We start from the raw sequence: 20917 nt of genomic DNA, 5'->3' as shown, positions 1-20917 counted from the left end.
GAGGTTGGACTCTCGGGGTTAGGGGAGGTGGAGGGGGGTGGGGAGGGGGTGGGGGTGCTTGAGGGTTCGGGTCACGGTGCACAGCTGGTCGATCGCGCGGCGGACCGCGGCGTCCAGGGCGGCGCGGTCGGCCTCGGGCAGCGACGACACGTCGTAGGACAGGGTGACCGGGACGGCGTCCAGCTGGTGCGCGCCCTCGGGGCGCACGTCGTCGGCGCGCGCCACCAGGTCACCGTCGACGCGGCGGGTGATCAGCGTCTCCGCCGTCACCGCCGCGCAGCCCGCCGCCGCGGCCAGCAGCAGTTCCACGGGCGTGAACGCACCCTCCGCGCCCTTGCGGCCGACGCGCACGGAGGCGCCCCGGTCGTTGGTGGCGGTGAACTCGTGCTGACCCGTGCGGCGGACCTCGACGTTGGACACGCCGCAGGACGTTAGTCGATCCGGTCGGCCGTGGCGTGCGCGATCTTGCGCACGTACTCCAGGTCGCCGCAGTCGTCGTCGATGCGGTCCTGGCGGATCTCCAGGAACTTCTCCCCCAGCTCCGCGCGGCGGTCGTCGGGGACCTGCTCGCGGGCGTCGTTGAGGATGGTGCGCTCCTCCTCGTCGATGTGGTGGTTGAGCGCCTCCACCAGCTCCTCGAGCTTGCCCTCCCACTCCTCGGACTCGGTGTCGGAGACCTCCATCAGCGCGAGCAGCGCCTGGTGGCCCTCGGCGTGCTCCTCGGCGCCGTGGTCGACCTCGTCGTTGTCGACCTCCTTGTAGCGCTTGAGCGCCGGGTACACCTCGTTCTCCTCGGCCTCGGCGTGGGCGATGAGCAACGCGGCCAGCTCGCCGAGCAGCGTCGACCGGTCGGACCCCCGGTCGCGCAGGGCGCGGAACAGCTCCTCGAACCTGCGGTGGTCCGCCAGGATGAGGTCGACGACGTCAGTTGCCATGGCCGCCGATTACCCGCGCCACCGGCTCGCCAACCACGTACTCCGCGCCCTGCGAGACGAGTTCCACGGGGCCGTCGAACCGGCTGCGCGCCTCGGCCAGGACGGTGTCGCGGTCGGTCCACGGGGCCACGTGCGTGAGCAGCAGCCTGCGCGCGCCGGCCCCCGCCGCGACCTCGCCCGCCTGCACCCCGGACAGGTGCCGGCCGGTCGGCCGGTCCGGGGCGTGCGTCCACGTGGCCTCCGACAGCAGCACGTCCGCGTCCCGCGCCAGGAACTCCAACTGGTCGCACGGCCCGGTGTCGCCGGTGTAGGCGAGGGTGGCGTTCCCGTCGGTGATGCGGAACCCGTAGGACTCGGTGGGGTGGTCGACGAGGACCGGGGTGATCTCGAACGGCCCGACGCGCGTCACCCGGCGGTCGGCGAGGACGTGGAAGTCGAACACGTCCGACAGGTCGGTGGTGAGCAGTTCCTCGGCGGTCTCGGCGTAGGCGCGCGCGAACCTCTCGTGGGCCTCCCCCGGCCCGTGCACGGGCAGCTTGCGCGCACGCGTGTCGTGGGGCGGGTGCGTGTGGTAGCGGCGGGTGACCGCGAGGGTGGTGAAGTCCGAGCAGTGGTCCGGGTGCAGGTGGGAGAACAGCAGGGCGTCCAGCGAGAACGGGTCGCGGTGCTCCTGGAGCGCGGCGAGCGCGCCACCGCCCAGTTCGATGGCGAGTCGGCAGCCATCCGCCTCGACGAGGTAGCCGGACGCCGGCCCGTGCGGGCCCGGCAGGCTGCCGGAGCAGCCGAGGATGGTCAACAGCACCCGTGGAGCGTGCCAGTTCACGCGTGGGCGTGGAAGGAGGCGTTTTCCAACTGGGGCAGGAATCGCCGGGCGAGCCTCGCGAACGGTTCCACCGGCCCCGTGCAGGTGAACCGCTGGTCCGGGGGACCCTCGCGGAGCAGGTCGCGCTCGGTGAGCACCCGCACGACGTCCTTGACGGTCTCCTCGGCGCTGGAGACGAGCGTCACCCCGTCGCCCATGACGATCTGGAGCACGCCGGTCAGCAGCGGGTAGTGCGTGCAGCCGAGCACGAGCGTGTCGACCTCAGCGCGCTGGAGCGGCTCCAGGTACGCCTGCGCGAGGCCGAGGACCTGGCGGCCGGAGGTGATCCCGCGCTCCACGAAGTCGACGAACCTCGGGCACGCCGCGGCGGTGACCCGCACGTCGCGGGCGGCGGCGAAGGTGTCCTGGTAGGCGCCGGACCGCACCGTGCTCTGCGTGCCGATGACGCCGACGCGGCCGGTGCGCGTGGTCGCCACGGCCCGGCGCACGGCGGGCAGCACGACCTCGACCACCGGCACGTCGTAGCGCTCGCGGGCGTCGCGCAGGCACGCGGAGGACGCGGTGTTGCAGGCGATGACGAGCAGCTTCACGCCGTCCTCGACGAGCTGGTCGGCGACGGCGAGGGCGTGCCGGCGCACCTCGGCGATGGGCAGCGGGCCGTACGGGGTGTTCGCCGTGTCGCCGACGTACCTGATCCGCTCGCCGGGCAGCTGGTCCATGATCGCCCGCGCCACGGTCAGCCCGCCGACGCCGGAGTCGAAGATCCCGATGGGCGAATCCGCTGTGGTCACGCCCCCGAGACTAGCTCCGGGGAACCGGCTGCGGGGGACCGGTTCCGGCCCGGTCAGCCCCGGCGCGCGACGGCGTCGCGGGCGTCGCGGGAGACGCCCCACGCGGCCAGCACGCCGCCGAGCGCGCCGAACAGGTGGCCCTCCCAGGAGATGCCCGGCTGCCCCGGCAGGACGCCCCACAGCGCGGCGCCGTAGGCGGCGAACACCGCGACCGCGACGACGACCTGGAGCGGGCTGCGCGCGAACAGGCCGCGCACCAGCAGGAACGCCAGGAAGCCGAAGACCAGGCCGGACGCGCCGATGTGGCTGCCGTAGGAGCCGAAGACCCACACCCCGAGGCCGCTGGTGAGCCAGACGACGGCGGTGACCTGGAAGAACTGCTTGATCCCGCCCGAGGTGGCCAGGAAGCCCAGCACGAGCAGCGGCACCGCGTTGCTCGTCAGGTGCGCCCAGCCCTCGTGCAGGAACGGGTACCAGAGGATGTTGTCCCACTCGGAGAAGTCGCGCGGCAGGACGCCGTCGTCGTCCAGCCGGCCGCGGAGGACGGTGTCGAGCGCCTCGACCACGTAGAGCAGGCCGACGAAGCCGAGCACGACCGCGGCGGACAGCACGGGCCGCGGCGGCACGACGCGCTTGGCGAGCGGCTTGGGCGGCTTGGGCGCGGTGGGTGCCGACGGGGGCGCCGGGAAGGCGGAGGGGCCGGTGGGGTCCACGTGGTCCAGGTTACGCGCGAACCGGCGCACCCCGGGGGATCGCGGAGGCGCACGTGACGAGGGCGGGTCGACGCGGCGCGGCTTCACGCCCGGAAGCGCTCTCACGGTGCGTGACGGCCCGTAGGCTGTGCCGGTGCCGATCGATGTCGCGGTGAGGACCGAAGCCGCCCTGGGCGAAGCGCCCACGTGGGACCACTCCAGCGGGACCCTGCTGTGGGTGGACGTGCTCGGCAGCGAGGTGCACCGCTACAGCCCCCACAACGGGGACGACGCCGTGCTGGAGGTGCCCCAGCACGTGGGCGCGGCCAAGCCCCGCTCGCGCGGCGGGCTGGTGCTCAACCTGCGCGACGGCGTGGCGCTGGTCGACCGCGACGGCACCAAGACGTGGCTCGTGTACTGGGCCCGGGACGGCGTGCGCGGCAACGACGCGGCCGTCGACGCGGCGGGCAGGCTGTGGGCGGGCACGATGCGCTACGACGAGGAGCCCGGCGGCTGGCTGGCCCAGGTGGAGCCGTCCGGCGACGCGAAGGTCGTGCTCGACGGCGTGGGCGTGAGCAACGGCATCGGCTGGAGCCCGGACGGCTCGCTGATGTACTACGTCGACTCGGCGGAGCGCCGGGTCGACGTGCTCGACTACGACCGCGACACCGGCGAGGCGCGCGACCGCCGCCCGCTCGTCGCCGTCGACCGGGGCCTGCCGGACGGGCTCACCGTGGACTCGTCGGGCGCGGTCTGGGTGGCGCTGTGGGGTGGTGCGGCGGTGCGCCGGTACACCCCGGCCGGCGAGCTGGACCTGGAGGTCGAGCTGCCGGTGGGCCAGCCGACGGCGTGCTGCTTCGGCGGGCCGGACTTCACCGACCTGTACGTGACGACGGCGCGCGTCGGGCTGTCCGGGGACGCGCTGAGCGAGCTGGCCGGGTCGGTGCTCGTGCTGCCCGGCGCGGGCGAGGGCCTGCCGTCCCACGCGTTCGCGGGCTGAGGTCCCCTCAGACCTCGTGCACCTGGTCGGGCGCGGCGAGCGCCACGGGGCCGTCGAACTCCTCGGCCGCGTCGGCGAGCACGCCCTCCCGGTCCGACCACGGCAGCACGTGGGTGAGCACGAGCCGCCCGACGCCCGCCTCCCGCGCGACCTCGCCCGCCTCCCGCCCGCTCATGTGCAGGTAGTTGGCGCGACCGGCCTGCTCGCGCCACGCGGCGTCGGCGAGCAGCAGGTCCGCGCCGCGGGCCAGGTCGACCAGCTCCCGGCAGGGCACCGTGTCGCCGGAGAAGACCAGCGACGCGCCGCCGTGCGTGATGCGGAACGCGTACGCCTCGCAGATGTGCTTCGCGGCGGCGACCTCGACGTCCACGTCGCCGACCCGGTAGTGGCCGGGCTTGAGCGGCACGAAGTCGAAGGTGCGCCGCAGGTCCAGCCGGGCCAGCTCGGCGCGGTCGGCGGCGTGCGCGGCGGCCAGCCGGGAGGGCGCGTGCGACGGGGCGAACACCGGCAGCCGCCGGCTCGACACGTCGAACGGCGGCTCCGGGTGCGCGTGGCGGTGCACGGTGAGCGCGCTGAAGTCCGCGCAGTGGTCGAGGTGCAGGTGCGACAGCAGCACGGCGTCGAGGTCGAACGGGTCGCAGTGGCGCATCAGCGCGCCGAACACGCCGCCGCCGAGCTCCAGCAGGAGCCGGACCCCGCCCGCCGACACCAGGTAGCCGGACGTCGGCAGTCGCGGTCCGGGCGCGCTGCCCGAACACCCGAGCACCGTCAATTGCATGCGCGGAACGATAGCAGCCCGCAGTCGGCAAAAATGCGGAAAGGCGACGCGGCGGAGCTGCCAATATCAGTGGCGGATGGGTTCACTCGAATGCATCAACCGGGGGTGCGGGTGTCGGTCGAGATCGAGCGCAAGTTCCTCCTCGGCGCGGAGCCCGATTGGTCGCGGGTGCGCGCGGGAGGACTGCGCCGGACCGAGTTCGAACAGGTCTATCTGCGGGTTACCGAAGCGGCCGAGAAGCGCATCCGGCGACGCGTGGACGGCCGTCGGGTCGGCTACGAGTACGCGAGCCTGACGCCCGCGCGCGGCGGTGTGCGCACCGTCGAGGAGATCCCGATCGACGGCGCCGAGTACGACCGGCTGAAGGCCCGGCGCGACGGCCGCAGGCACGTCATCCGCAAGACGCGCACCACGTTCCCCTGGGGTGACCACGTGTACGAGGTCGACCACATCACCGAACCGGCGAGCCGCGCGTGCTGGCTGCTGGAGGTGCAGGTCGCCCGCCCGGACGACGTGGTGGCGATTCCGGAATTCCTGCCGGTGGTGCGCGAGGTGACCGACGAACCGGCATATCGCAACGCCCACATCGCCCTGGGCTGAACGGACGGCGGCATTCATGGAACTGCGCGACATCGCGGGGTTCGTGACCGACTACCGGTCGGGCAACGACACCGCCCTGGTCGATTGCCTGCGCCGGGTGGCGGCGCCGGAATTCCTGCGCCCGCTGCTCGCGCGCCGCGCGGCGGAGGAGGTGCCCGATCAGGCGTACCGACACCCGAACGGCTTCTTGAAGATCGTGCTGCTGGCTGATCCGCAATTCCAGCTGAGGCTGCACGTGTGGCGCCCGGCGCCGGAATACCCGGCGGCGGCGGAGAACGTGCACAACCACCGCTGGGATTTCGCCTCGGCGGTCCTCGCGGGCGGCTACCGCTTCCAGGAGTTCGCGCACGACGCGCGGGGCGCGGACTTCCGGGGCTACCTCTACCACGGCCACGACCGGGGTCGGACGTACGCGATGTCCCCCACCGGCGAGGCGCGGCTGCGCTGCACGTTCGACGCGGAGCTGCGCAGCGGCAGCAGCTACCTGCTGACCTCCGACGTCCTGCACCGCGTGGTGGGCCCGGTCGACCGCACCACCGTGTCCCTGGTCCTCCAGGGGCCGCACAAGGACGTGCCGGTCGAGGTCTACGCCGAGGGGGACCTGGAGTCGGGTGAGGGGATCGCGCTCGCCCCGCTCCCGCGCGAGCAGGTCGCGCGGGAGCTGGGGCGCGTGCTGGAGCTGGTCCTTTAGGGCACGACCGCGTACTGCCCGAACCGGCCGGCGGCGACGGCGGACGCGCCGGGGAGCAGGGTGCGGACCGGTGCGGTGGCGACGCACGGCGCGGCGACCGGGTACGAGCACGCGGCCGAGGTGCCGTCGCCGAGGTTGCCGTCGTGGCCGTTGCCGCCCCACGACCACACCGCGCCGTCGGGCTTCACGGCCAGCACGGTCCCGGCCCCGCCGTCCACCACGACCGGGCCGGTCAGCCCGGCCACCCGGACCGGGACGCGCGACACGCAAGGGCTCGACGGTTCCGGGCACGGGGTCCCGGTGCCCAGCTCGCCCCGGTGGTGGACGCCCCACGCCCACACCGCGCCGTCCGAGGTGACGGCGTGGGCGGAGTTGGCGCCGCCGTCGATCGACACGACGCCGGTCAGGCCGGTCACCTGCACCGGCACCCTGCTCCAGTTCCCCTGCGGCGTGGCGGCCCCCAGCTCACCGGAGGAGTTCTGCCCCCAGGCCCACGCCGTGCCGTCCGAGCGCAGGGCGTAGGCGTTGTCCCCGTCGCTGCCGGCGACCGCGGTGACCCTGGTGCCCGCGGGCAGCGGCACCGCGATGCGCGCCGGCTGCCCGACCGCGCAGGTGGGCACCCCGGGGCAGTGGGCCGGGTCGAACGCCCACGCCGAACCGCCCCAGCCCCACAGCGCGCCGTCCGACCCGAGTGCGAACGCGGCGTCCCCGGCGGCGGCGACGGCCGTCACGCCGGTGAGGCCGGAGACCCGCACGGGGGTGTCGGAGCCGTGCCGCCCGACCCCGAGCTGCCCCCGGGAACCGTCGCCCCAGGCCCACACCGTGCCGTCCGACCCGAGCGCGTACGCGGTCCCGTCACCGGCGGCGACGGCGGTCACGCCGGTCAGGCCGGCCACCGGCAGCGGCACCTCGGAGTCGCCGCCGGTGGCGCCGGTGCCGAGCTGGCCGAGGCTGTTGTCGCCCCACGCGCGCACGGTGCCGTCGTGCAGCACCGCGTAGGAGTTCCGGGCGCCCGACACCGCGGAGGCGACACCGGACAGCCACGGGCGGGGGGACGGCGTCGCGCCGTAGCGCCGCGCGACGCCGTTGCGCGTGCCTCCCCAGCCGTGGACGCAGTCCGCCGCGCAGCCGGGCGGGGTGGCGAAGAACCCGGAGACGTCCAGGACCAGGTCGGTGGACCCGGCGTTGTTGCGGAGCGAGACGAGCGCGTCGCCGCCGGTCGCGACGACCGCGCCGTTGGCCGTGTCCCGCCCCGGCACCAGGTTGAGGTTCGAGGTGGCCGGCTCGGGGGTGCCGGTGGCGAACGCCGTCACGTGGGTGTCGGCGGTCGCGCCGGTGCCGGTCAGGTTCACCACGACGGCCGCGGCGGAGGCCGGCAGGCGGGTGGAGAGGTCCGCGCCGCGGCTCCGGCCCGCGCCGACCGGTCCGCCGTCGAGGCGGGTGTCCAGCGCCCGGAACGCCGTCACCGGGAAGAACAGGTGGCCGCGGTCTGCGGCGTAGTGGCCGACCAGGTCCACGGCCAGGTGGGTGCTGCCCTGGTTGTTGTGCAGGGCGATCCGCCGGCCCGCGCCCAGGGCGACCGTGACGAGGTTGGGCGTGATCTGCCCGGCGGTCAGGTTGACGCTCGACGCGTCCGGCCTGGCCGTGCCCGCGGGGAACGCGGTCACGTGCGTGTCGGTGCTCGGCAGGACGCCGGTCAGGTTGACCACGACCGAGGTGGCCGACGCGGGCACCCGGCCGGACAGGTCGACCTCGCGCGTCCCGCCCTGGCCGAGCGGCGCGCTCCCGCGGGTGTCCAGCACGCGGGCCGGCGTCGTGGGGGTGAACCGCGACGCGGTGTGCTCGGCGACGTAGTAGCCGGCCAGGTCGGCGACCAGGTGCACGGTGCCGGCGTTGTTGGTCAGCAGGACCTCGCGGTGGGCCGACAGGGTCGCGGTGACCTGGTTGGCCCGGATCTCGCCCGGACCGACGTTGAGGCTGGAGACGGCCGGCGCCTGCTGCCCGTACGGGGACACGCGGACGTGCGTGGCCTCGGTCGGCCGCACGGCGGTCAGGTTCAGCACCACCGCGGTGGCCGTGTCGGGCAGCGTCCACGACAGGTCCAGGCCCAGCGCGTCCTCGACCGGGCCGGTGCCGGCGGTGCGGGTGTCCAGCACCCGCTTCGGGGCGGTCGGGACGAAGGTCGCACCCTCGTCGATCGCCTTCACGGTGGCAGCGGTGGCAGCGGTGGCGGCGGCAGGGGCGGCGGCGGCAGGGGCGGCGGCGGCCGGCGCGTCCTGGGCCGTGGCGATCTGGGTCGTGGACGCGACGAGCGCGCAGACGACCAACGGCGGCAGCCGTCTCATGGAGGTTCCCCCGGGGTGTCGCGATGAGCCGGCTCACCCTATGTCGGCCGACACCCGGAAATCCATCGGTCGCCTACGTTCCCCGGCTCCGCCGCTCCAGTTCCGACAGGTGCTCCGACCAGCGGTAAGCACCGGGTAGCAGGTCGGTCACCGGAACGACCTCGTCGACGCCCACGACGACGCGCACGCCCGGCACGAGGTCGCACAGCACCTGGCGGCAGCGGCCGCACGGGGTGACCACGCCGGTGGCGTCCACCGCCACGACCGCGTCCAGCTCGTAGACGCCCTCGGCCGCCGCCGCGCCCAGGACGACCAGCTCGGCGCACGGGCCGCCGGTGAAGTGGAAGACGTTGAGGCCGGTGAACACGCGGCCGTCCGGCGCGCGCCCGGCGGCGGCCACCGTGTGGTGCCGCCACCTCCCGTGCTCCCTCACCGCGGCGAGCGCCCGGTCGAGCAGGGCCCGGTCCGCGTCGGTCGGCTGCACCGGGCGAGACTACGAAAGTTTCCTCCCGACCGACTCCGACCAAACGGGTGCACTTGGCGTTGCACCAGCTCAGTAGGCCATTTGAGATTCGCAACATTCACGAAAGCCGTTGTCAGGAGCGCGCCGGCGGACACATAGTGCGATCACCTTCACCGTGCTGAGGAGCAAAGATGCTCTTGAGAACTGTTCTCGCCGCGGTCCTGCTGGCGGTCACGGCGGTCGCCCTCCCCGCGTCCGCTCAGGCCGCGTCCGCGCAGGCCGCCGCGTGCAACGGGTACGTCGCCCTGACCTACGACGACGGCCCCAACGCCCAGTACACCCGCCCCCTGTTGAGCGCGCTGCGGTCGGCGGGCGCGCGGGCGACGTTCTTCGACCTGGGCTCGCGCGTGCAGCAGCAGCCGCAGCTGTCCCGCGAGACCGCGTCGGCCGGCATGTGGATCGGGAACCACTCGTGGTCCCACCCTTACCTGACGAACCTGGGCGCGGCGGCGGTGGCCAAGGAGCTGGGCGACACGCAGAACGCGATCCGGAACGCCACCGGCCAGGCGCCGACGCTGTTCCGCCCGCCGTACGGCGCGACGAACGCGACCGTGCAGAACGAGGCGCGCAGGCTCGGCCTGACCCAGGTGACCTGGTCGGTCGACACGCAGGACTGGAACGGCGCGTCCACCGACGCCATCGTGCGCTCGGCGACCGGCGCGAACGCCGGGGCGATCGTGCTCATGCACGCGAGCTACCAGAGCACGGTCAACGCCGTGCCGCGCATCGTGCAGGGCCTGGCGGCCAAGAACCTGTGCCCCGGCCGGATCAACAACAGCGGACAGGTGGTGGCACCGTGAGCGGGGCGCGCGCGAGGACGTTCGGGGCCCTGGTCGCCGCCGTCGCCGCCACCGCGGCGTTCGTGCTGGCCGCCGTCGGCGCGCCGACGGCGTCGGCCGCGACGCTCACCGAGGTGACCGGGTTCGGCACGAACCCCAGCAACCTGCGGATGCACCTCTACGTGCCGGACCGCACGCAGGCCCGCCCGCCGGTGCTGCTCGCCGTGCACTACTGCACGGGCACCGGCCAGGCGTTCTACTCCGGCACCGAGTTCGCCCGGCTCGCCGACCAGTACGGGTTCATCGTCATCTACCCGACGGCCACCCGGTCCGGCGGCTGCTACGACGTGTCCTCCCCGCAGGCCCTGCGCCGCGACGGCGGCAGCGACCCGGTCGGGCTGATGTCGATGGTCCGCTACACGCTCCAGCGCTACAACGGCGACGCGTCCCGGGTGTTCGTCACCGGCGTGTCCTCGGGCGCGATGACCACGAACGTGATGCTGGCCAACTACCCGGACGTGTTCGCGGCCGGCGCGGCGTTCGCGGGCGTGCCGGCGAGCTGCTTCGCCACCACCGACGGCTCGTCGTGGAACAGCGCGTGCGCCAACGGGCAGGTCAACAAGACCCCGCAGGAGTGGGGCAACCTGGTGCGCGCCGCCTACCCGGGCTACTCGGGGGCGCGACCGCGGATGCAGCTGTGGCACGGCACCGCCGACGACACGCTGCGCTACCCGAACTTCACCGAAGAGATCGAGCAGTGGACCAACGTCCACGGCCTGTCGACCACGCCGACGTCCACGGACAGCCCCCAGTCGGGCTGGACGCGCACCCGGTACGGGACGGCGGTCGAGGCGATCTCGTTGCAGGGCACCGGGCACAACGTGCTGGGCTCGGGCATGGCGCTGCGGGCTATCCAGTTCTTCGGGCTGGACCAGAGCGGGCCCACCAGCACCACCACCACGACCAGCACGACGACCACGACCACGAGCACCACCACCACCACGACCAGCACCACGACGACGACCACGACCCCGCCGCCCGGCGGCGCGTGCCGCGTCACCTACTCGGTCAACGCGTGGAACACCGGCCTCACCGCGAACATCACCATCGCCAACACCGGCACCACCGCGGTCAACGGCTGGGAGCTGGCCTTCACGCTGCCGAGCGGCCAGACCGTCACCGGCGGCTGGAGCGCCACCTACTCGCCGACCAGCGGCGCGGTGACGGCGCGCAACGTCAATTACAACCCGACCATCAACGCCGGCGCGTCGATCGGCATCGGCCTCCAGGCCACCCACGGCGGCAACACCGGAAAACCGTCCGCGTTCACCCTCAACGGCGCGGCCTGCACCGTCGCCTGACCCCGTCCCGGGTCCGGCGAACGACGAAGGGGCCCCCGCCTTGCCCGGCGGGGGCCCCTTCCGCGTCAGCGGCTTCCGCGTCAGCGACTTCTTCGTCGTCGGGGGGCTATGCCCAGAGGTGGCCGTCGAGGCGTTCCGCGGCCTCGTCCAGCGTGCCCGCGTACGCGCCGGTGGACAGGTACTTCCAGCCCGCGTCGCACACGACGAACGCCACGTCCGCCGACTCGCCCTTCGCCACCGCCTTCTCCGCCGCGGCGAGCGCCGCGTGCAGGATCGCGCCGGTGGAGATGCCCGCGAAGATGCCCTCCACCTCCAGCAGCTGCCGGGTGCGGCGCAGGGCGTCGTAGGAGCCCACCGAGTAGCGGCCGGTCAGCACCTCGGCGTCGTACAGCTCCGGCACGAACCCCTCGTCGAGGTTGCGCAGGCCGTACACCAGCTCGCCGTAGCGCGGCTCGGCCGCGATGACCTGCACGTCCGGCTTGTGCTCGCGCAGGTAGCGGCCGACGCCGACGAGCGTGCCCGTGGTGCCCAGGCCCGCGACGAAGTGCGTGATCGTCGGCAGGTCCTTCAGCAGCTCGGGCCCGGTGCCGCGGTAGTGCGCGTCGGGGTTCGCCGGGTTGCCGTACTGGTAGAGCATGACCCAGTCGGGGTGCTGCGCGGCCAGCTCCTTGGCGGTGGCCACGGCCTGGTTGGAGCCGCCGGCGGCGGGCGAGAACACGATCCGCGCGCCGTACGCCTGGAGCAGCTGCTTGCGCTCCGACGAGGTGTTCTCCGGCATCACGCACACCAGGCCGTAGCCCTTGAGCTTCGCCGCCATGGCCAGGGCGATGCCCGTGTTGCCCGAGGTCGGCTCCAGGATCGTGCAGCCCGGCGTGAGCGCCCCGGAGCGCTCGGCCTCCTCGATCATCATCAGGACCGGGCGGTCCTTGATCGAGCCGGTGGGGTTGCGGTCCTCCAGCTTCGCCCACAGCCGCACGTCCGGGGACGGCGACAGCCGCGGCAGCCCCACCAGGGGCGTGCCGCCGACCGCGTCGAGCAGCGAGTCGTACCTGGCCACGGGACGGATCAGCCGCCCGCGACGGCGGGCAGGATCGTCACGGTGTCGCCGTCCTTCACGGCGGCCTCCAGGCCACCCGCGAAGCGCACGTCCTCGTCGTTGACGTAGACGTTGACGAACCGGTGGAGCGCGCCCTCCTTGACCAGGCGCTGCTTCAGGCCACCGTGGTTGGTCTCCAGGTCGTCGATGACCTCGGCGAGCGTGGCGCCCGCGGCCTCGACGGACTTCTGCCCACCGGTGTGGGTGCGCAGGATCGTGGGGATGGAGACGGTGACGGCCATGCTGGGACCTCCGAGGAACGGGTTTGGTGAAGTGCGACGAGAACGCGCGGCTCAGCGACAGTCGGGCGTGTCGTCGGAGCCGGTGTGGGCGAACATGTACGACTCGACGACCTCGACCGGTTCCTCGGTGACCACGCCGTCCACGATGCGGTAGGAGCGCAGCTCGTGCTGCTCCGGGTCGCGCGTGGAGATCAGGACGTAGTGCGCCTGCGGCTCGCTCGCGTAGGAGACGTCGGTCCGCGACGGGTACGCCTCGGTGGCGGTGTGCGAGTGGTAGACGACGATCGTCTCCTCGTCGTTCCGGTCCATCTCGCGGTGCACCCGGAGCTGCTCCATCGAGTCGAAGCGGTAGAACGTGGGCGAGCGCTCGGCGTTGTCCATCGCGATGAACCGCTCGGGGCGGTCGGAGCCCTCGGGGCCCGCGATGATCCCGCACGCCTCGTCCGGGTGGTCGCGACGGGCGTGCGCCACCATCGCGTCCACGAGGTCACGGCGAATCACCAGCACGTCCGTCATCCTACGTGGTGGCGGAAGGTGTTCCGCTTCGTGGGAAGCCCCGCTACACCGGTTCGCCGACGAGCCTCCCGCCGCTGGCCGCGACCGCTTCCGGGGACCGCAGCAGGGCCTGGTGGGCGCTGAGCGCGCCACCGGCGGCCAGCGCGGCGAGCCCCACCGCCGACAGCGCCCGCGCCAGCAGCCCGAACCCGTGCCCGCGCAGGCGGAACGACGTCAGGTAGCACGCGGTGGCGGTGGCGTTCGCGGCCAGGTGCACGAACGCGGTGCGGCGCTCGGCGCGGTCCAGCGTCCCGTACTCGGCCAGCTCGGTCGCCAGCGCGGCCGGCGCGGCGGCCAGCCCGGCCCCGATCAGCGCGCGCGACGCCGTGCTGCCACCGGGCGCGAGGTCGAGCGCGGCGGAGGCGGCGTAGAAGCTCATCGGCAGCACCACGACCGCCGGGTGCACCGGCTTGCCCAGCGCCCGCTTGCGCAGCAGGTTCGTCACCTCCTGCCGGCGCAGGGTCGCGGGGATGGCCTCGGCCAGCGCACCGGCGGCCTTGTCCACCGCGGGACTCGTCTCGACCCACCTGAGCAGCTTCTGCACGCCAGACATGGGGGACGGGTACCCCTCGGCGGTCCGGTTCGAACCCGGTCCGGTTCGAACCCGGTCCGGTTCGAACCCGGCCCGGTTCGAACCCGGCCCGGTTCGAACCCGGTCCGGGCGGCTACCGGCGGATTCCCGCGACCGCCCGCTCCAGCGAGTCGGCGGCGGCGGCGCACGCCGCGTCCAGGGACACCCCGCCCGTCCCCGAGGCCACCGCGAACACGGTCGCCGGCACGAACACGCCGGCCCGCGCGAAACCGTCCTGGGCGGACATCGCCACCCGCCGGCACTCCGCCTTGGTCAGGTCGCCCTCGACCACGACCAGCCCCGCCGCCGTGTCGCCCACCAGCGCGACGGCCCCGGCGCGCTCCTCGCGGGCGGCCCCGCAGGCGGCCCGGCCGTCGCCCGCCGGCAGCCCCAGGGCGGCGGCGGCCGGGACGACCGGGACGACCTCGTGCGCCGCGGTCCCGACCGGGAAGCCGGTGCCGCGCTCGGCCAGCAGGCCCACGACCTCCTCGGCCGCGCCGAGCCCGCCGCCGCACAGCACGACCGCGTGCACGTGGCGCACCAGCGCGGTGGGGTCCAGCAGGTCCAGCTCGCGGGTGCCGACGGGGGCGCCCCGGACGTCGACGCCCGCCACCGCCCCGCCCGGCGCGAGCAGGACCACGACACCGGGCGCGCGGCCGACCAGCACGCCGGTCTCAGTCCAGGACGGCTTCGACCAGGGTCTCCTGCACCCAGGTGAGCCAGTGGTAGACGCCCAGGTGCGGCGAGCGCGGGTCGTCGGGCGGCAGCTCCTCGGGCATGTCCTCCTGCACGTCGAGCGCGGTGCCCAGGGCCAGGCGGACGTCGTTGAGCGCCGACAGCCACGCCTCGGCCTGCTCCAGCTCCAGCCGCACCTCGCCGCCCTCGGCCGGGCACGTGGCCAGCACGACGGCGGCGACGCCGGTCTTCAGGTCCAGCAGCGCGGGTTCGTGCAGCGAGCGCAGCGCGTTGGCGGAGTCGACCTCGGACGGGTCGGGCGCGTCGGGGTCGAGGCGGTGGAAGTCGGGCAGGAGCCGGCCCAGGATCGGGTCGTCGGGCGGCGTGGAGGGGCCGGTGCGGATACCGGTCAGCTCGGCCAGCTCGTCCTGCGGCGCCTCCTCGGCGCGGGCGGCGAGCATGTCCTGGACCTGGCTGACCAACCCGCGCACGACGGCGGCCTCCTGCCGGTCGAACCGGCCGAGCACCTGGTCGCCGGCGCGGCTCCACTTCTTCACGACGAACGCTGCATGGTCGCCCAGAGCCCCGCCGCGTGCAGCTTCGCCACGTCGGCCTCCACCTTGTCCTTGCTCCCCGACGACACGATCGCCCTGCCCTTGTGGTGGACGTCCAGCATCAGCTTCGTCGCGTGGTCGCGGCTGTAGCCGAACAGCTTCTGGAGCACGTACGTCACGTAGGACATCAGGTTCACCGGGTCGTTCCAGACCAGGGTCTGCCAGGGGCGGTCCTCGGCGCGGACCTCCTCACCGGTCGGCTCAACCTGCGTCCGCTCCTGCTCGACGGGCGTGGTCATACCGCCAATGGTGTCATGTTCCGGTCCGTGGCGGAGCCCACAGGTCGGTCTGCGCCGATCGGCTTAGGCTCTGGACATGTCGACGTCGCTGTTCACCGACCACTACGAGCTGACGATGCTGGCCGCGGCGTTGCGCGACGGCACCGCCGACCGGCCGTGCGTCTTCGAGGTCTTCGCCCGCAGGCTCCCCGAGGGCAGGCGCTACGGCGTGGTCGCGGGCACCGGCCGGCTGCTCGACGCCATCACCTCGTTCACCTTCGGCCCGGACGAGCTGGAGCTGCTGGAGCGCACGGGCGTGGTCGACCGCGCGACCCTCGACTGGCTGGGCGGGTACCGCTTCACCGGCGACGTCGACGGCTACCCGGAGGGCGAGCTGTACTTCCCGGGCTCGCCGGTCCTGTCCGTGCGCGCCCCGTTCGGCGTGGGCGTGGTGCTGGAGACGCTGGCCCTGTCGATCCTCAACCACGACAGCGCCATCGCCTCGGCCGCCGCCCGGATGGTGGGCGCCGCGAACGGCCGCCGCATGATCGAGATGGGCTCGCGCCGCACGCACGAGGAGGCGGCCGTGTCGTCGGCGCGCGCCGCGTACCTGGCGGGCTTCACGGCGACGTCGAACCTGGAGGCGGCGCGGCGGCACGGCATCCCGACCGCCGGGACGTGCGCGCACGCGTTCACCCTGCTGCACGACACCGAGGAGGAGGCGTTCCGCGCGCAGGTGGACGCGCTCGGCGTGGGCACCACGCTGCTGGTGGACACCTACGACATCACCAACGGCATCAGGACCGCCGTCGAGGTGGCCGGCCCGGAGCTGGGCGCGGTGCGGATCGACTCGGGCGACCTGGGCGTGCTGGCCCGGCAGGCGCGGGAGCAGCTCGACTCGCTGGGCGCGCGGCAGACCCGGATCGTGGTGTCCGGCGACCTGGACGAGTACGCGATCGCGATGCTGCGGGCCGAGCCGGTGGACGCCTACGGCGTGGGCACGTCGGTGGTGACGGGCTCGGGCGCGCCGACCGCGGGCATGGTCTACAAGCTCGTCGAGGTCGACGGCCGCCCGGTGGCGAAGCGCAGCTCGCACAAGGAGTCGCGCGGCGGGCGCAAGAACGCGCTGCGGCGGCACAAGGAGACGGGCACGGCGCTGGAGGAGGTCGTGTTCCCGCACGACGAGCAGCCCGAGCTGGGCGCGCACGACCGGTTGCTGCCGGTGCCGCTGGTCCGGGAGGGGTCGCGGGTGGAAGGCTTGGACACCCTGGCGGAGAGCCGGGAACGGCTGCGCGCCGCCCTGGTGACCGTGCCGTGGGAGGGCCTGAAGCTGTCCCGCGGCGAGCCCGCGATTCCGACGACGTTCCTCTGAGGGGGTCCGACATGAGCAAGGCACTGGTCGTGGTGGACGTGCAGAACGACTTCTGCGAGGGCGGGTCCCTGGCGGTGGCGGGCGGCGCGGCGGTGGCGGCGGCGATCTCGGCGCACATCGCGTCGGGGTCGTACGACCACGTGGTGGCGACGCGGGACTACCACGTGGACCCGGGTGACCACTTCAGCGAGACGCCCGACTTCGTGGACTCGTGGCCGGTGCACTGCGTGGCCGGGACGGCGGGCGCGTCGTTCCACCCGGAGCTGGACGTGACGGCCGTGGAGGCGGTGTTCTCCAAGGGCGAGTACGCGGCGGCCTACTCGGGCTTCGAGGGCGCGTCGGGCGGCGGCGAGTCGCTGGTGGACTGGCTGCGGTCGCGGGACGTGACCGAGGTCGACGTGGTGGGCATCGCGACGGACCACTGCGTGCGGGCGACGGCCCTGGACGCGGCGGCGGCGGGTTTCGCCACCACGGTGCTGCTGGACCTGACGGCGGGCGTGGCGCGGTCGACGGTGGACTCGGCGCTGACCCGGCTCGGCGAGGCGGGCGTGGCGCTGACCGGCACGCCGACCGTGGCCTGACCCGGTCCGGGGGTCACCTCGCCGGGTGACCCCCGACCCGCGTCACGGGGTGGGTGAGCAGGCGGCCGAGCCGAGGGCCACCTCGCCGGTCACGCCGGACGCCTCGGTGAAGCGGACGCGCAGCGCGGTGACGGCGATGCTGCCGTCGTTCGGCTCGGGCAGGACCGTCTCGCCGAACGTGACCCGCGCCAGGACCGTGCCGTCGGCCTTGCGCACCTCGTGCACGTGGTTGTTCGGGACCTGCTCGGGCAGGCCCGCGAAGCCGCCGAGGCCCTCGGCCCCCCAACCGACCTCGGTGCCCCGGTCGGTGGCCGCGCAGGTGGTCCTCCACCGGGCGACCCGCAGGCGCGGACCGCCGGCGGACACCAGCGCGGACAGCTCGAAGTCGGCGCCGGTCGCCTCGGACGAGGTGGTCGTGCGGTCCGCCGCCGGGTCGACGACGGTGGTGGTGCAGCCGGAGCCGCCCTCGCCGAAGCGGACGCCGGTGCGGGTCACCGGCTCGGACCTCGCGGTCGTGGTGCCGTCCACGGCGCACGCCGCCAGCGGCTCGATCACGACCCTGGTGCCCGCCTTGGTGAAGTCGGCCGAGCCGACCGACGCGACGCCGGCCGGGTTGGCCGCCCACGCGGCCGGCGCCGCGGTCAGGCCGAGCGCGAGCGCCGCGGTCAGCGCCCCGACCCGGCGCGCTCGGAAGTGGTTCATGGTGGTCGCCCTTCGTCTGGTGCTCGAATGATCGGAGACCGGACCGGGCGCGCCACCGGTCTTGTCCGCACATCACGCGGTAGGGGAAAGTCCGATACCCGGTCGGGTGAGGAATGACCGTGGGTCGCGAACGGGGACGCGGACCGGCAGCGGCGCGCCGGAGAAGCCGTCGGGCAGGCCGACGAGGCGTTCCAGGGCGCCGCGGACGCGGAACGCCGCGTGCCCGTCGCCGAACGGGTTGCGCCCCGCCGGCAGCCGCAGCCGCGAGCCGAGCACCCAGCCGGCCTCGGCGAGGATGCGGACGGGGTCGGTGCCGACGAGCCAGGCGCGGCCCGCGTCGACCGCCGCCGGCCGCTCGGTCGCGTCGCGCAGCACCAGCACGGGCACCCCGAACGACGGCGCCTCCTCCTGGACGCCGCCGGAGTCGGTGAGCACCAGCGCGGCCCGCCGCAGGGCGCGCACCAGGTCGGAGTGGTCCAGCGGCCCGCTCACCACGACCCGCTCGTGGTCGCCGAGCACGTCCACGACCGCCGAGCGCACGGCCGGGTCCGGGTGCGCGGGGACCAGCACGCGCACGTCGGGGTGCCGGTCGGCGAGGGTGCGCACGGCGCGCAGCACGCGTTCCAGCGGCGCGCCCCGGGACTCGGGCCGGTGCGCGGTGACCAGCACGAGCCGTTCGGAACGCTCGTCGAGGACCTGCTCCAGCAGGGCCAGGTCGGGGTCGCGGGCGGGCAGGTCCGCGGCGGCGGCGCGGCGGGCGGCGTCGACGGCGGTGTTGCCGGTGACCACGATCTCGCGGTCGGCCAGCGCCTCGCCGACGAGCGCGGCGGCGTCGTCGTCGGTGGGCGCGAGGTGCACCGCGGCGATGCGGGCGATCATCTGCCGGGCGCCCTCCTCGGGGAGCGGCCCCGCGGGGTCGCCGGCGCGCAGGCCGGCCTCCAGGTGGGCCACCGGGACGCCGCGCCAGAACGCGGCGAGCGCGCCCGCCAGCGCGGTGGTCGTGCCGCCCCGGACGAGGACGGCGGACGGTTCGCGGGTGGTCAGCACCCGGTCCAGCGCGGGCAGCAGCCCGGCGAACAGGTCGGCCTGGCCGCCGGCGGTCCGCGGCACGTCCAGCTCCACGTCGGGGCGCAGGCCGAACGAGCGCAGCGCCTGCTCGACCAGGGCGGGCTGCTGCCCGCCGTGGACGAGGACGGGCCGCAGCACCGGGTGGTCGGCCAGCGCCAGGGCCACCGGCGCGATCTTCACCGCATCGGGACGGGTCCCCGCGAGCAGCAGGACTTCCTCCACCTTGCGCCCCCTTCTCCTGATGATCCATCGAGCAATTGCCCCTATCGGCTTTCCTTCGATCGCATTAAGGGTTGCTCCCCGTAAAAGACGATCAACGCCACCCGAAGCGCCCAGCCGCGTCCACGGTCGGTGGGTGCCGCGCCGGGGGCGCGGTCGCCGCGTCACCCGATCCGGGGCTGAGGTTCGCCGGGCGCGGGTCCGATGACCACCGGGCGGCCCCGCCGCGACGGGCGGCCGGGGCGGGGGCGACCGGAGCAGGGCAGCCGGCGCGGGCGACCGGGGCGGGGCTGCCGGGGCGGGCGACCGGGGCGGGGCTGCCGGGGCGGGGTGACCGGGCCGGGGGGACCACGGTGTGGGACCCACCGCGTGACGTGCCCTACTTTGTCGAGTTCCGACGAAGACCGGAGCCGTGACCGCCGGTTAACCTCCGGGAGAAGTCGATCCCCAGGAGGTCCCACAGTGTCCGTCCTCGCCGTTCCCGGCCGTCGCGCGGTGCTCGCCGACCTGGTCCCCGGCGCCCTCGCGCGCGACATCGCCCTGGTCGTGGCGGGCGCCGGCCTGACCGGTCTGGCCGCGCAGGTGGCCCTGCCGGTGCCGGGCAGCCCCGTGCCGATCACCGGCCAGACGTTCGCCGCCCTGCTGGTGGGCGCGGCGCTCGGCTGGCAGCGCGGTGGCGCGTCCATGGTGCTGTACCTGGTCGCGGGCGTCGCCGGGGTGCCGTGGTTCCAGGGCGCCTCCTCGGGCGCGCCCGCCTCGCTCGGCTACGTCGTCGGCTTCGTGTTCGCGGGGGTGCTGGTCGGGCACCTCGCGGCGCGCGGCGGCGACCGGACCCCGCTGCGGACCGCCGGCACGATGGCCCTGGGCAACCTCGCGATCTACGCGTGCGGCGTGCCGTGGCTGATGGCCGCCGCCGGCGTCGGGTTCGGCAAGGCGCTCCAGCTCGGCGTGACCCCGTTCCTGCTGGGCGACGTGCTCAAGATCGCCCTGGCGGCCGGCCTGCTGCCCGCCGCGTGGGCGCTGGTGAACTTGGTCAAGAAGAAGTGAACGACGCTCACTTAAGGGCGCTCGACGAGTCCGCCCCCGGCCTGGTGGCCGCCGCGCACGTGGTGGGTTCCGCCGCGCTCGACGACCACCGGCCGGGGTCCGACCTCGACCTCGTGGTCGAGCTGTCGCGCACGCCGACGCCCGCCGACCTGGCGGCGCTGGCCGCCGCGCAGACCCCCGACCTGGACGTCGTCTACCTGGTGGGCGGCGAACCCGGGCCCTGGGCCCGGGAGGGCGGGTTCCACTCCTCCGGCGGCGAGGTCACGCCCGTCGTGCTGCTCCAGCTCGCCGCGTACTCGACCACGCTGCGCGGCCGGCGGCCGTCGCCCGCGGTGACCCGCGCCGAGGTCGAGGAGTACTGCCGGCGCAACCTCGTCGAGTACTGGCGGCCCCTGCTCGACCTGGTCGCCCAGGTCACCGGGCCTGGGCTGCGCGCGGGCGTGCTGTGGGTCGCGTTCGGCCCGGCCCGGCAGTGGCACACCATCCGGACCGGGGAGATCGTCTCCAAGTCGCGGGCCGCCGAGCTGGCCGCCGCGCACTGGCCCGACCTCGCCGGCCCGCTGCACGACCTGGTCGCCGCCCGGCGCGGTGCGGACGTGGAGCTGACGGAGGTCCACCGGGAAGCCGCGGTGGAGCTGG

26 protein-coding genes are annotated in these 20917 nt (G+C 74.4%); 9 read left to right on the top strand and 17 right to left on the bottom strand.

What is annotated here, in order from left to right:
- Nucleotides 1-18: 18 nt before the first annotated feature.
- From ACR807_RS33300 to ACR807_RS33280, 5 genes are read right to left on the bottom strand one after another with little or no spacing between them, the layout of a single operon-like run.
- Nucleotides 19-420, bottom strand: coding sequence for an OsmC family protein (locus ACR807_RS33300; protein ID WP_438925450.1), 402 nt, complete (start codon nt 418-420; stop codon nt 19-21).
- An 11-nt stretch (nt 421-431) separates the two neighbouring features.
- Nucleotides 432-935 carry a hemerythrin domain-containing protein gene (locus ACR807_RS33295; RefSeq protein ID WP_438925449.1) on the bottom strand — a complete coding sequence of 168 codons (504 nt, stop codon included), beginning with the start codon at nt 933-935 and terminating at the stop codon, nt 432-434.
- Nucleotides 925-1737 carry an MBL fold metallo-hydrolase gene (locus ACR807_RS33290; RefSeq protein WP_438925448.1) on the bottom strand — a complete coding sequence of 271 codons (813 nt, stop codon included), beginning with the start codon at nt 1735-1737 and terminating at the stop codon, nt 925-927. The genes ACR807_RS33295 and ACR807_RS33290 overlap by 11 nt, the downstream gene beginning before the upstream one ends.
- A 17-nt stretch (nt 1738-1754) precedes the next feature.
- Entirely contained in the window at nt 1755-2549 is a 795-nt protein-coding gene (murI, locus tag ACR807_RS33285) for a glutamate racemase (protein WP_438925447.1), read from the bottom strand.
- A gap of 53 nt (nt 2550-2602) precedes the next feature.
- Nucleotides 2603-3262, bottom strand: a complete 660-nt coding sequence (locus ACR807_RS33280) for a rhomboid family intramembrane serine protease (protein WP_438925446.1) — start codon at nt 3260-3262, stop codon at nt 2603-2605.
- Nucleotides 3263-3395: 133 nt separating this feature from the next.
- On the opposite strand from ACR807_RS33280, the gene ACR807_RS33275 reads away from it, so the two are divergent.
- Nucleotides 3396-4241, top strand: coding sequence for an SMP-30/gluconolactonase/LRE family protein (locus tag ACR807_RS33275; RefSeq protein WP_438925445.1), 846 nt, complete (start codon nt 3396-3398; stop codon nt 4239-4241).
- Nucleotides 4242-4248: 7 nt separating this feature from the next.
- Here ACR807_RS33275 and ACR807_RS33270 read toward each other — a convergent pair whose 3' ends face one another.
- The gene (locus ACR807_RS33270) at nt 4249-5019 is read right to left on the bottom strand and encodes an MBL fold metallo-hydrolase (RefSeq protein WP_438925444.1); all 771 of its coding nucleotides are present in this window, start codon (nt 5017-5019) and stop codon (nt 4249-4251) included.
- Nucleotides 5020-5052: 33 nt separating this feature from the next.
- On the opposite strand from ACR807_RS33270, the gene ACR807_RS33265 reads away from it, so the two are divergent.
- Both ACR807_RS33265 and ACR807_RS33260 read left to right on the top strand, forming a co-directional pair.
- Nucleotides 5053-5619, top strand: a complete 567-nt coding sequence (locus tag ACR807_RS33265) for a hypothetical protein (RefSeq protein WP_438925443.1) — start codon at nt 5053-5055, stop codon at nt 5617-5619.
- Nucleotides 5620-5635: 16 nt separating this feature from the next.
- The gene (locus tag ACR807_RS33260) at nt 5636-6310 is read left to right on the top strand and encodes a hypothetical protein (protein WP_438925442.1); all 675 of its coding nucleotides are present in this window, start codon (nt 5636-5638) and stop codon (nt 6308-6310) included.
- On the opposite strand, the gene ACR807_RS33255 is transcribed toward ACR807_RS33260, so the two are convergent.
- Both ACR807_RS33255 and ACR807_RS33250 read right to left on the bottom strand, forming a co-directional pair.
- Nucleotides 6307-8655: an RCC1 domain-containing protein gene (locus tag ACR807_RS33255; protein WP_438925441.1), complete on the bottom strand. Its 2349-nt coding sequence runs from the start codon at nt 8653-8655 to the stop codon at nt 6307-6309. The genes ACR807_RS33260 and ACR807_RS33255 overlap by 4 nt on opposite strands.
- Nucleotides 8656-8728: 73 nt before the next feature.
- Nucleotides 8729-9139: a cytidine deaminase family protein gene (locus ACR807_RS33250; protein ID WP_438925440.1), complete on the bottom strand. Its 411-nt coding sequence runs from the start codon at nt 9137-9139 to the stop codon at nt 8729-8731.
- A gap of 170 nt (nt 9140-9309) precedes the next feature.
- Between ACR807_RS33250 and ACR807_RS33245 the strand changes: the two genes are divergently transcribed.
- A complete protein-coding gene (locus ACR807_RS33245) occupies nt 9310-9978 on the top strand; it encodes a polysaccharide deacetylase family protein (protein WP_438925439.1) in 669 nt (222 codons plus the stop codon).
- Nucleotides 9975-11318 carry an extracellular catalytic domain type 1 short-chain-length polyhydroxyalkanoate depolymerase gene (locus ACR807_RS33240; RefSeq protein WP_438925438.1) on the top strand — a complete coding sequence of 448 codons (1344 nt, stop codon included), beginning with the start codon at nt 9975-9977 and terminating at the stop codon, nt 11316-11318. The genes ACR807_RS33245 and ACR807_RS33240 overlap by 4 nt, the downstream gene beginning before the upstream one ends.
- Before the next feature lie 106 nt (nt 11319-11424).
- Here ACR807_RS33240 and ACR807_RS33235 read toward each other — a convergent pair whose 3' ends face one another.
- The 7 genes from ACR807_RS33235 to clpS form a co-directional block, all read right to left on the bottom strand.
- Nucleotides 11425-12375, bottom strand: a complete 951-nt coding sequence (locus tag ACR807_RS33235; protein ID WP_438925437.1) for a PLP-dependent cysteine synthase family protein — start codon at nt 12373-12375, stop codon at nt 11425-11427.
- An 8-nt stretch (nt 12376-12383) separates the two neighbouring features.
- A complete protein-coding gene (locus tag ACR807_RS33230; protein ID WP_106615251.1) occupies nt 12384-12656 on the bottom strand; it encodes a MoaD/ThiS family protein in 273 nt (90 codons plus the stop codon).
- Between the two features lie 51 nt (nt 12657-12707).
- Nucleotides 12708-13163: a M67 family metallopeptidase gene (locus ACR807_RS33225; RefSeq protein ID WP_438925436.1), complete on the bottom strand. Its 456-nt coding sequence runs from the start codon at nt 13161-13163 to the stop codon at nt 12708-12710.
- 52 nt (nt 13164-13215) lie between these two features.
- Nucleotides 13216-13764: a DUF2231 domain-containing protein gene (locus ACR807_RS33220; protein WP_438925435.1), complete on the bottom strand. Its 549-nt coding sequence runs from the start codon at nt 13762-13764 to the stop codon at nt 13216-13218.
- A 112-nt stretch (nt 13765-13876) separates the two neighbouring features.
- The gene (locus ACR807_RS33215) at nt 13877-14449 is read right to left on the bottom strand and encodes a peptidase S58, DmpA (RefSeq protein WP_438925434.1); all 573 of its coding nucleotides are present in this window, start codon (nt 14447-14449) and stop codon (nt 13877-13879) included.
- A 7-nt stretch (nt 14450-14456) separates the two neighbouring features.
- Complete coding sequence (locus tag ACR807_RS33210; RefSeq protein WP_438925433.1) at nt 14457-15014, bottom strand: DUF2017 domain-containing protein; 558 nt, start codon at nt 15012-15014, stop codon at nt 14457-14459.
- On the bottom strand, nt 15011-15310 hold the full coding sequence (clpS, locus tag ACR807_RS33205) for an ATP-dependent Clp protease adapter ClpS (protein WP_438925432.1): 300 nt from the start codon (nt 15308-15310) through the stop codon (nt 15011-15013). Before clpS ends, ACR807_RS33210 begins: the two co-directional genes overlap by 4 nt.
- A gap of 76 nt (nt 15311-15386) precedes the next feature.
- On the opposite strand from clpS, the gene ACR807_RS33200 reads away from it, so the two are divergent.
- Both ACR807_RS33200 and ACR807_RS33195 read left to right on the top strand, forming a co-directional pair.
- Entirely contained in the window at nt 15387-16661 is a 1275-nt protein-coding gene (locus ACR807_RS33200) for a nicotinate phosphoribosyltransferase (protein WP_438925431.1), read from the top strand.
- 11 nt (nt 16662-16672) lie between these two features.
- Nucleotides 16673-17242 (top strand): isochorismatase family protein, encoded by a 570-nt coding sequence (locus tag ACR807_RS33195; RefSeq protein ID WP_438925430.1) that lies wholly within the window; start codon nt 16673-16675, stop codon nt 17240-17242.
- Between the two features lie 42 nt (nt 17243-17284).
- Here ACR807_RS33195 and ACR807_RS33190 read toward each other — a convergent pair whose 3' ends face one another.
- Together ACR807_RS33190 and wecB are read right to left on the bottom strand one after the other, a co-directional pair.
- Nucleotides 17285-17944 (bottom strand): hypothetical protein, encoded by a 660-nt coding sequence (locus tag ACR807_RS33190; protein WP_438925429.1) that lies wholly within the window; start codon nt 17942-17944, stop codon nt 17285-17287.
- A gap of 72 nt (nt 17945-18016) precedes the next feature.
- A complete protein-coding gene (gene wecB, locus ACR807_RS33185) occupies nt 18017-19234 on the bottom strand; it encodes a non-hydrolyzing UDP-N-acetylglucosamine 2-epimerase (RefSeq protein WP_438925428.1) in 1218 nt (405 codons plus the stop codon).
- 459 nt (nt 19235-19693) lie between these two features.
- On the opposite strand from wecB, the gene ACR807_RS33180 reads away from it, so the two are divergent.
- Both ACR807_RS33180 and ACR807_RS33175 read left to right on the top strand, forming a co-directional pair.
- Entirely contained in the window at nt 19694-20278 is a 585-nt protein-coding gene (locus ACR807_RS33180; protein WP_438925427.1) for a biotin transporter BioY, read from the top strand.
- Nucleotides 20275-20917, top strand: a 643-nt coding sequence (locus ACR807_RS33175) for a nucleotidyltransferase domain-containing protein (RefSeq protein ID WP_438925426.1), incomplete at its 3' end; no start/stop codon positions are given. The genes ACR807_RS33180 and ACR807_RS33175, both read left to right, overlap by 4 nt.

The sequence above is a fragment of the Saccharothrix sabaoui genome (genome assembly GCF_051756985.1).
Lineage (GTDB): Bacteria > Actinomycetota > Actinomycetes > Mycobacteriales > Pseudonocardiaceae > Actinosynnema.
Note: the sequence above shows the minus strand (reverse complement) of the source record. Positions and strands in the feature narration are given on the sequence as shown.

Bases quoted from the DNA above. Each gene is read 5' to 3' on its own strand.
- ACR807_RS33230 (WP_106615251.1), bottom strand. From the start codon at position 12,656: ATGGCCGTCACCGTCTCCATCCCCACGATCCTGCGCACCCACACCGGT.
- ACR807_RS33200 (WP_438925431.1), top strand. From the start codon at position 15,387: ATGTCGACGTCGCTGTTCACCGACCACTACGAGCTGACGATGCTGGCC.
- clpS (WP_438925432.1), bottom strand. From the start codon at position 15,310: ATGACCACGCCCGTCGAGCAGGAGCGGACGCAGGTTGAGCCGACCGGT.
- ACR807_RS33255 (WP_438925441.1), bottom strand. From the start codon at position 8,655: ATGAGACGGCTGCCGCCGTTGGTCGTCTGCGCGCTCGTCGCGTCCACG.
- ACR807_RS33195 (WP_438925430.1), top strand. From the start codon at position 16,673: ATGAGCAAGGCACTGGTCGTGGTGGACGTGCAGAACGACTTCTGCGAG.
- ACR807_RS33220 (WP_438925435.1), bottom strand. From the start codon at position 13,764: ATGTCTGGCGTGCAGAAGCTGCTCAGGTGGGTCGAGACGAGTCCCGCG.
- ACR807_RS33265 (WP_438925443.1), top strand. From the start codon at position 5,053: ATGCGGAAAGGCGACGCGGCGGAGCTGCCAATATCAGTGGCGGATGGG.
- ACR807_RS33295 (WP_438925449.1), bottom strand. From the start codon at position 935: ATGGCAACTGACGTCGTCGACCTCATCCTGGCGGACCACCGCAGGTTC.
- ACR807_RS33190 (WP_438925429.1), bottom strand. From the start codon at position 17,944: ATGAACCACTTCCGAGCGCGCCGGGTCGGGGCGCTGACCGCGGCGCTC.
- ACR807_RS33270 (WP_438925444.1), bottom strand. From the start codon at position 5,019: ATGCAATTGACGGTGCTCGGGTGTTCGGGCAGCGCGCCCGGACCGCGA.
- ACR807_RS33260 (WP_438925442.1), top strand. From the start codon at position 5,636: ATGGAACTGCGCGACATCGCGGGGTTCGTGACCGACTACCGGTCGGGC.
- ACR807_RS33245 (WP_438925439.1), top strand. From the start codon at position 9,310: ATGCTCTTGAGAACTGTTCTCGCCGCGGTCCTGCTGGCGGTCACGGCG.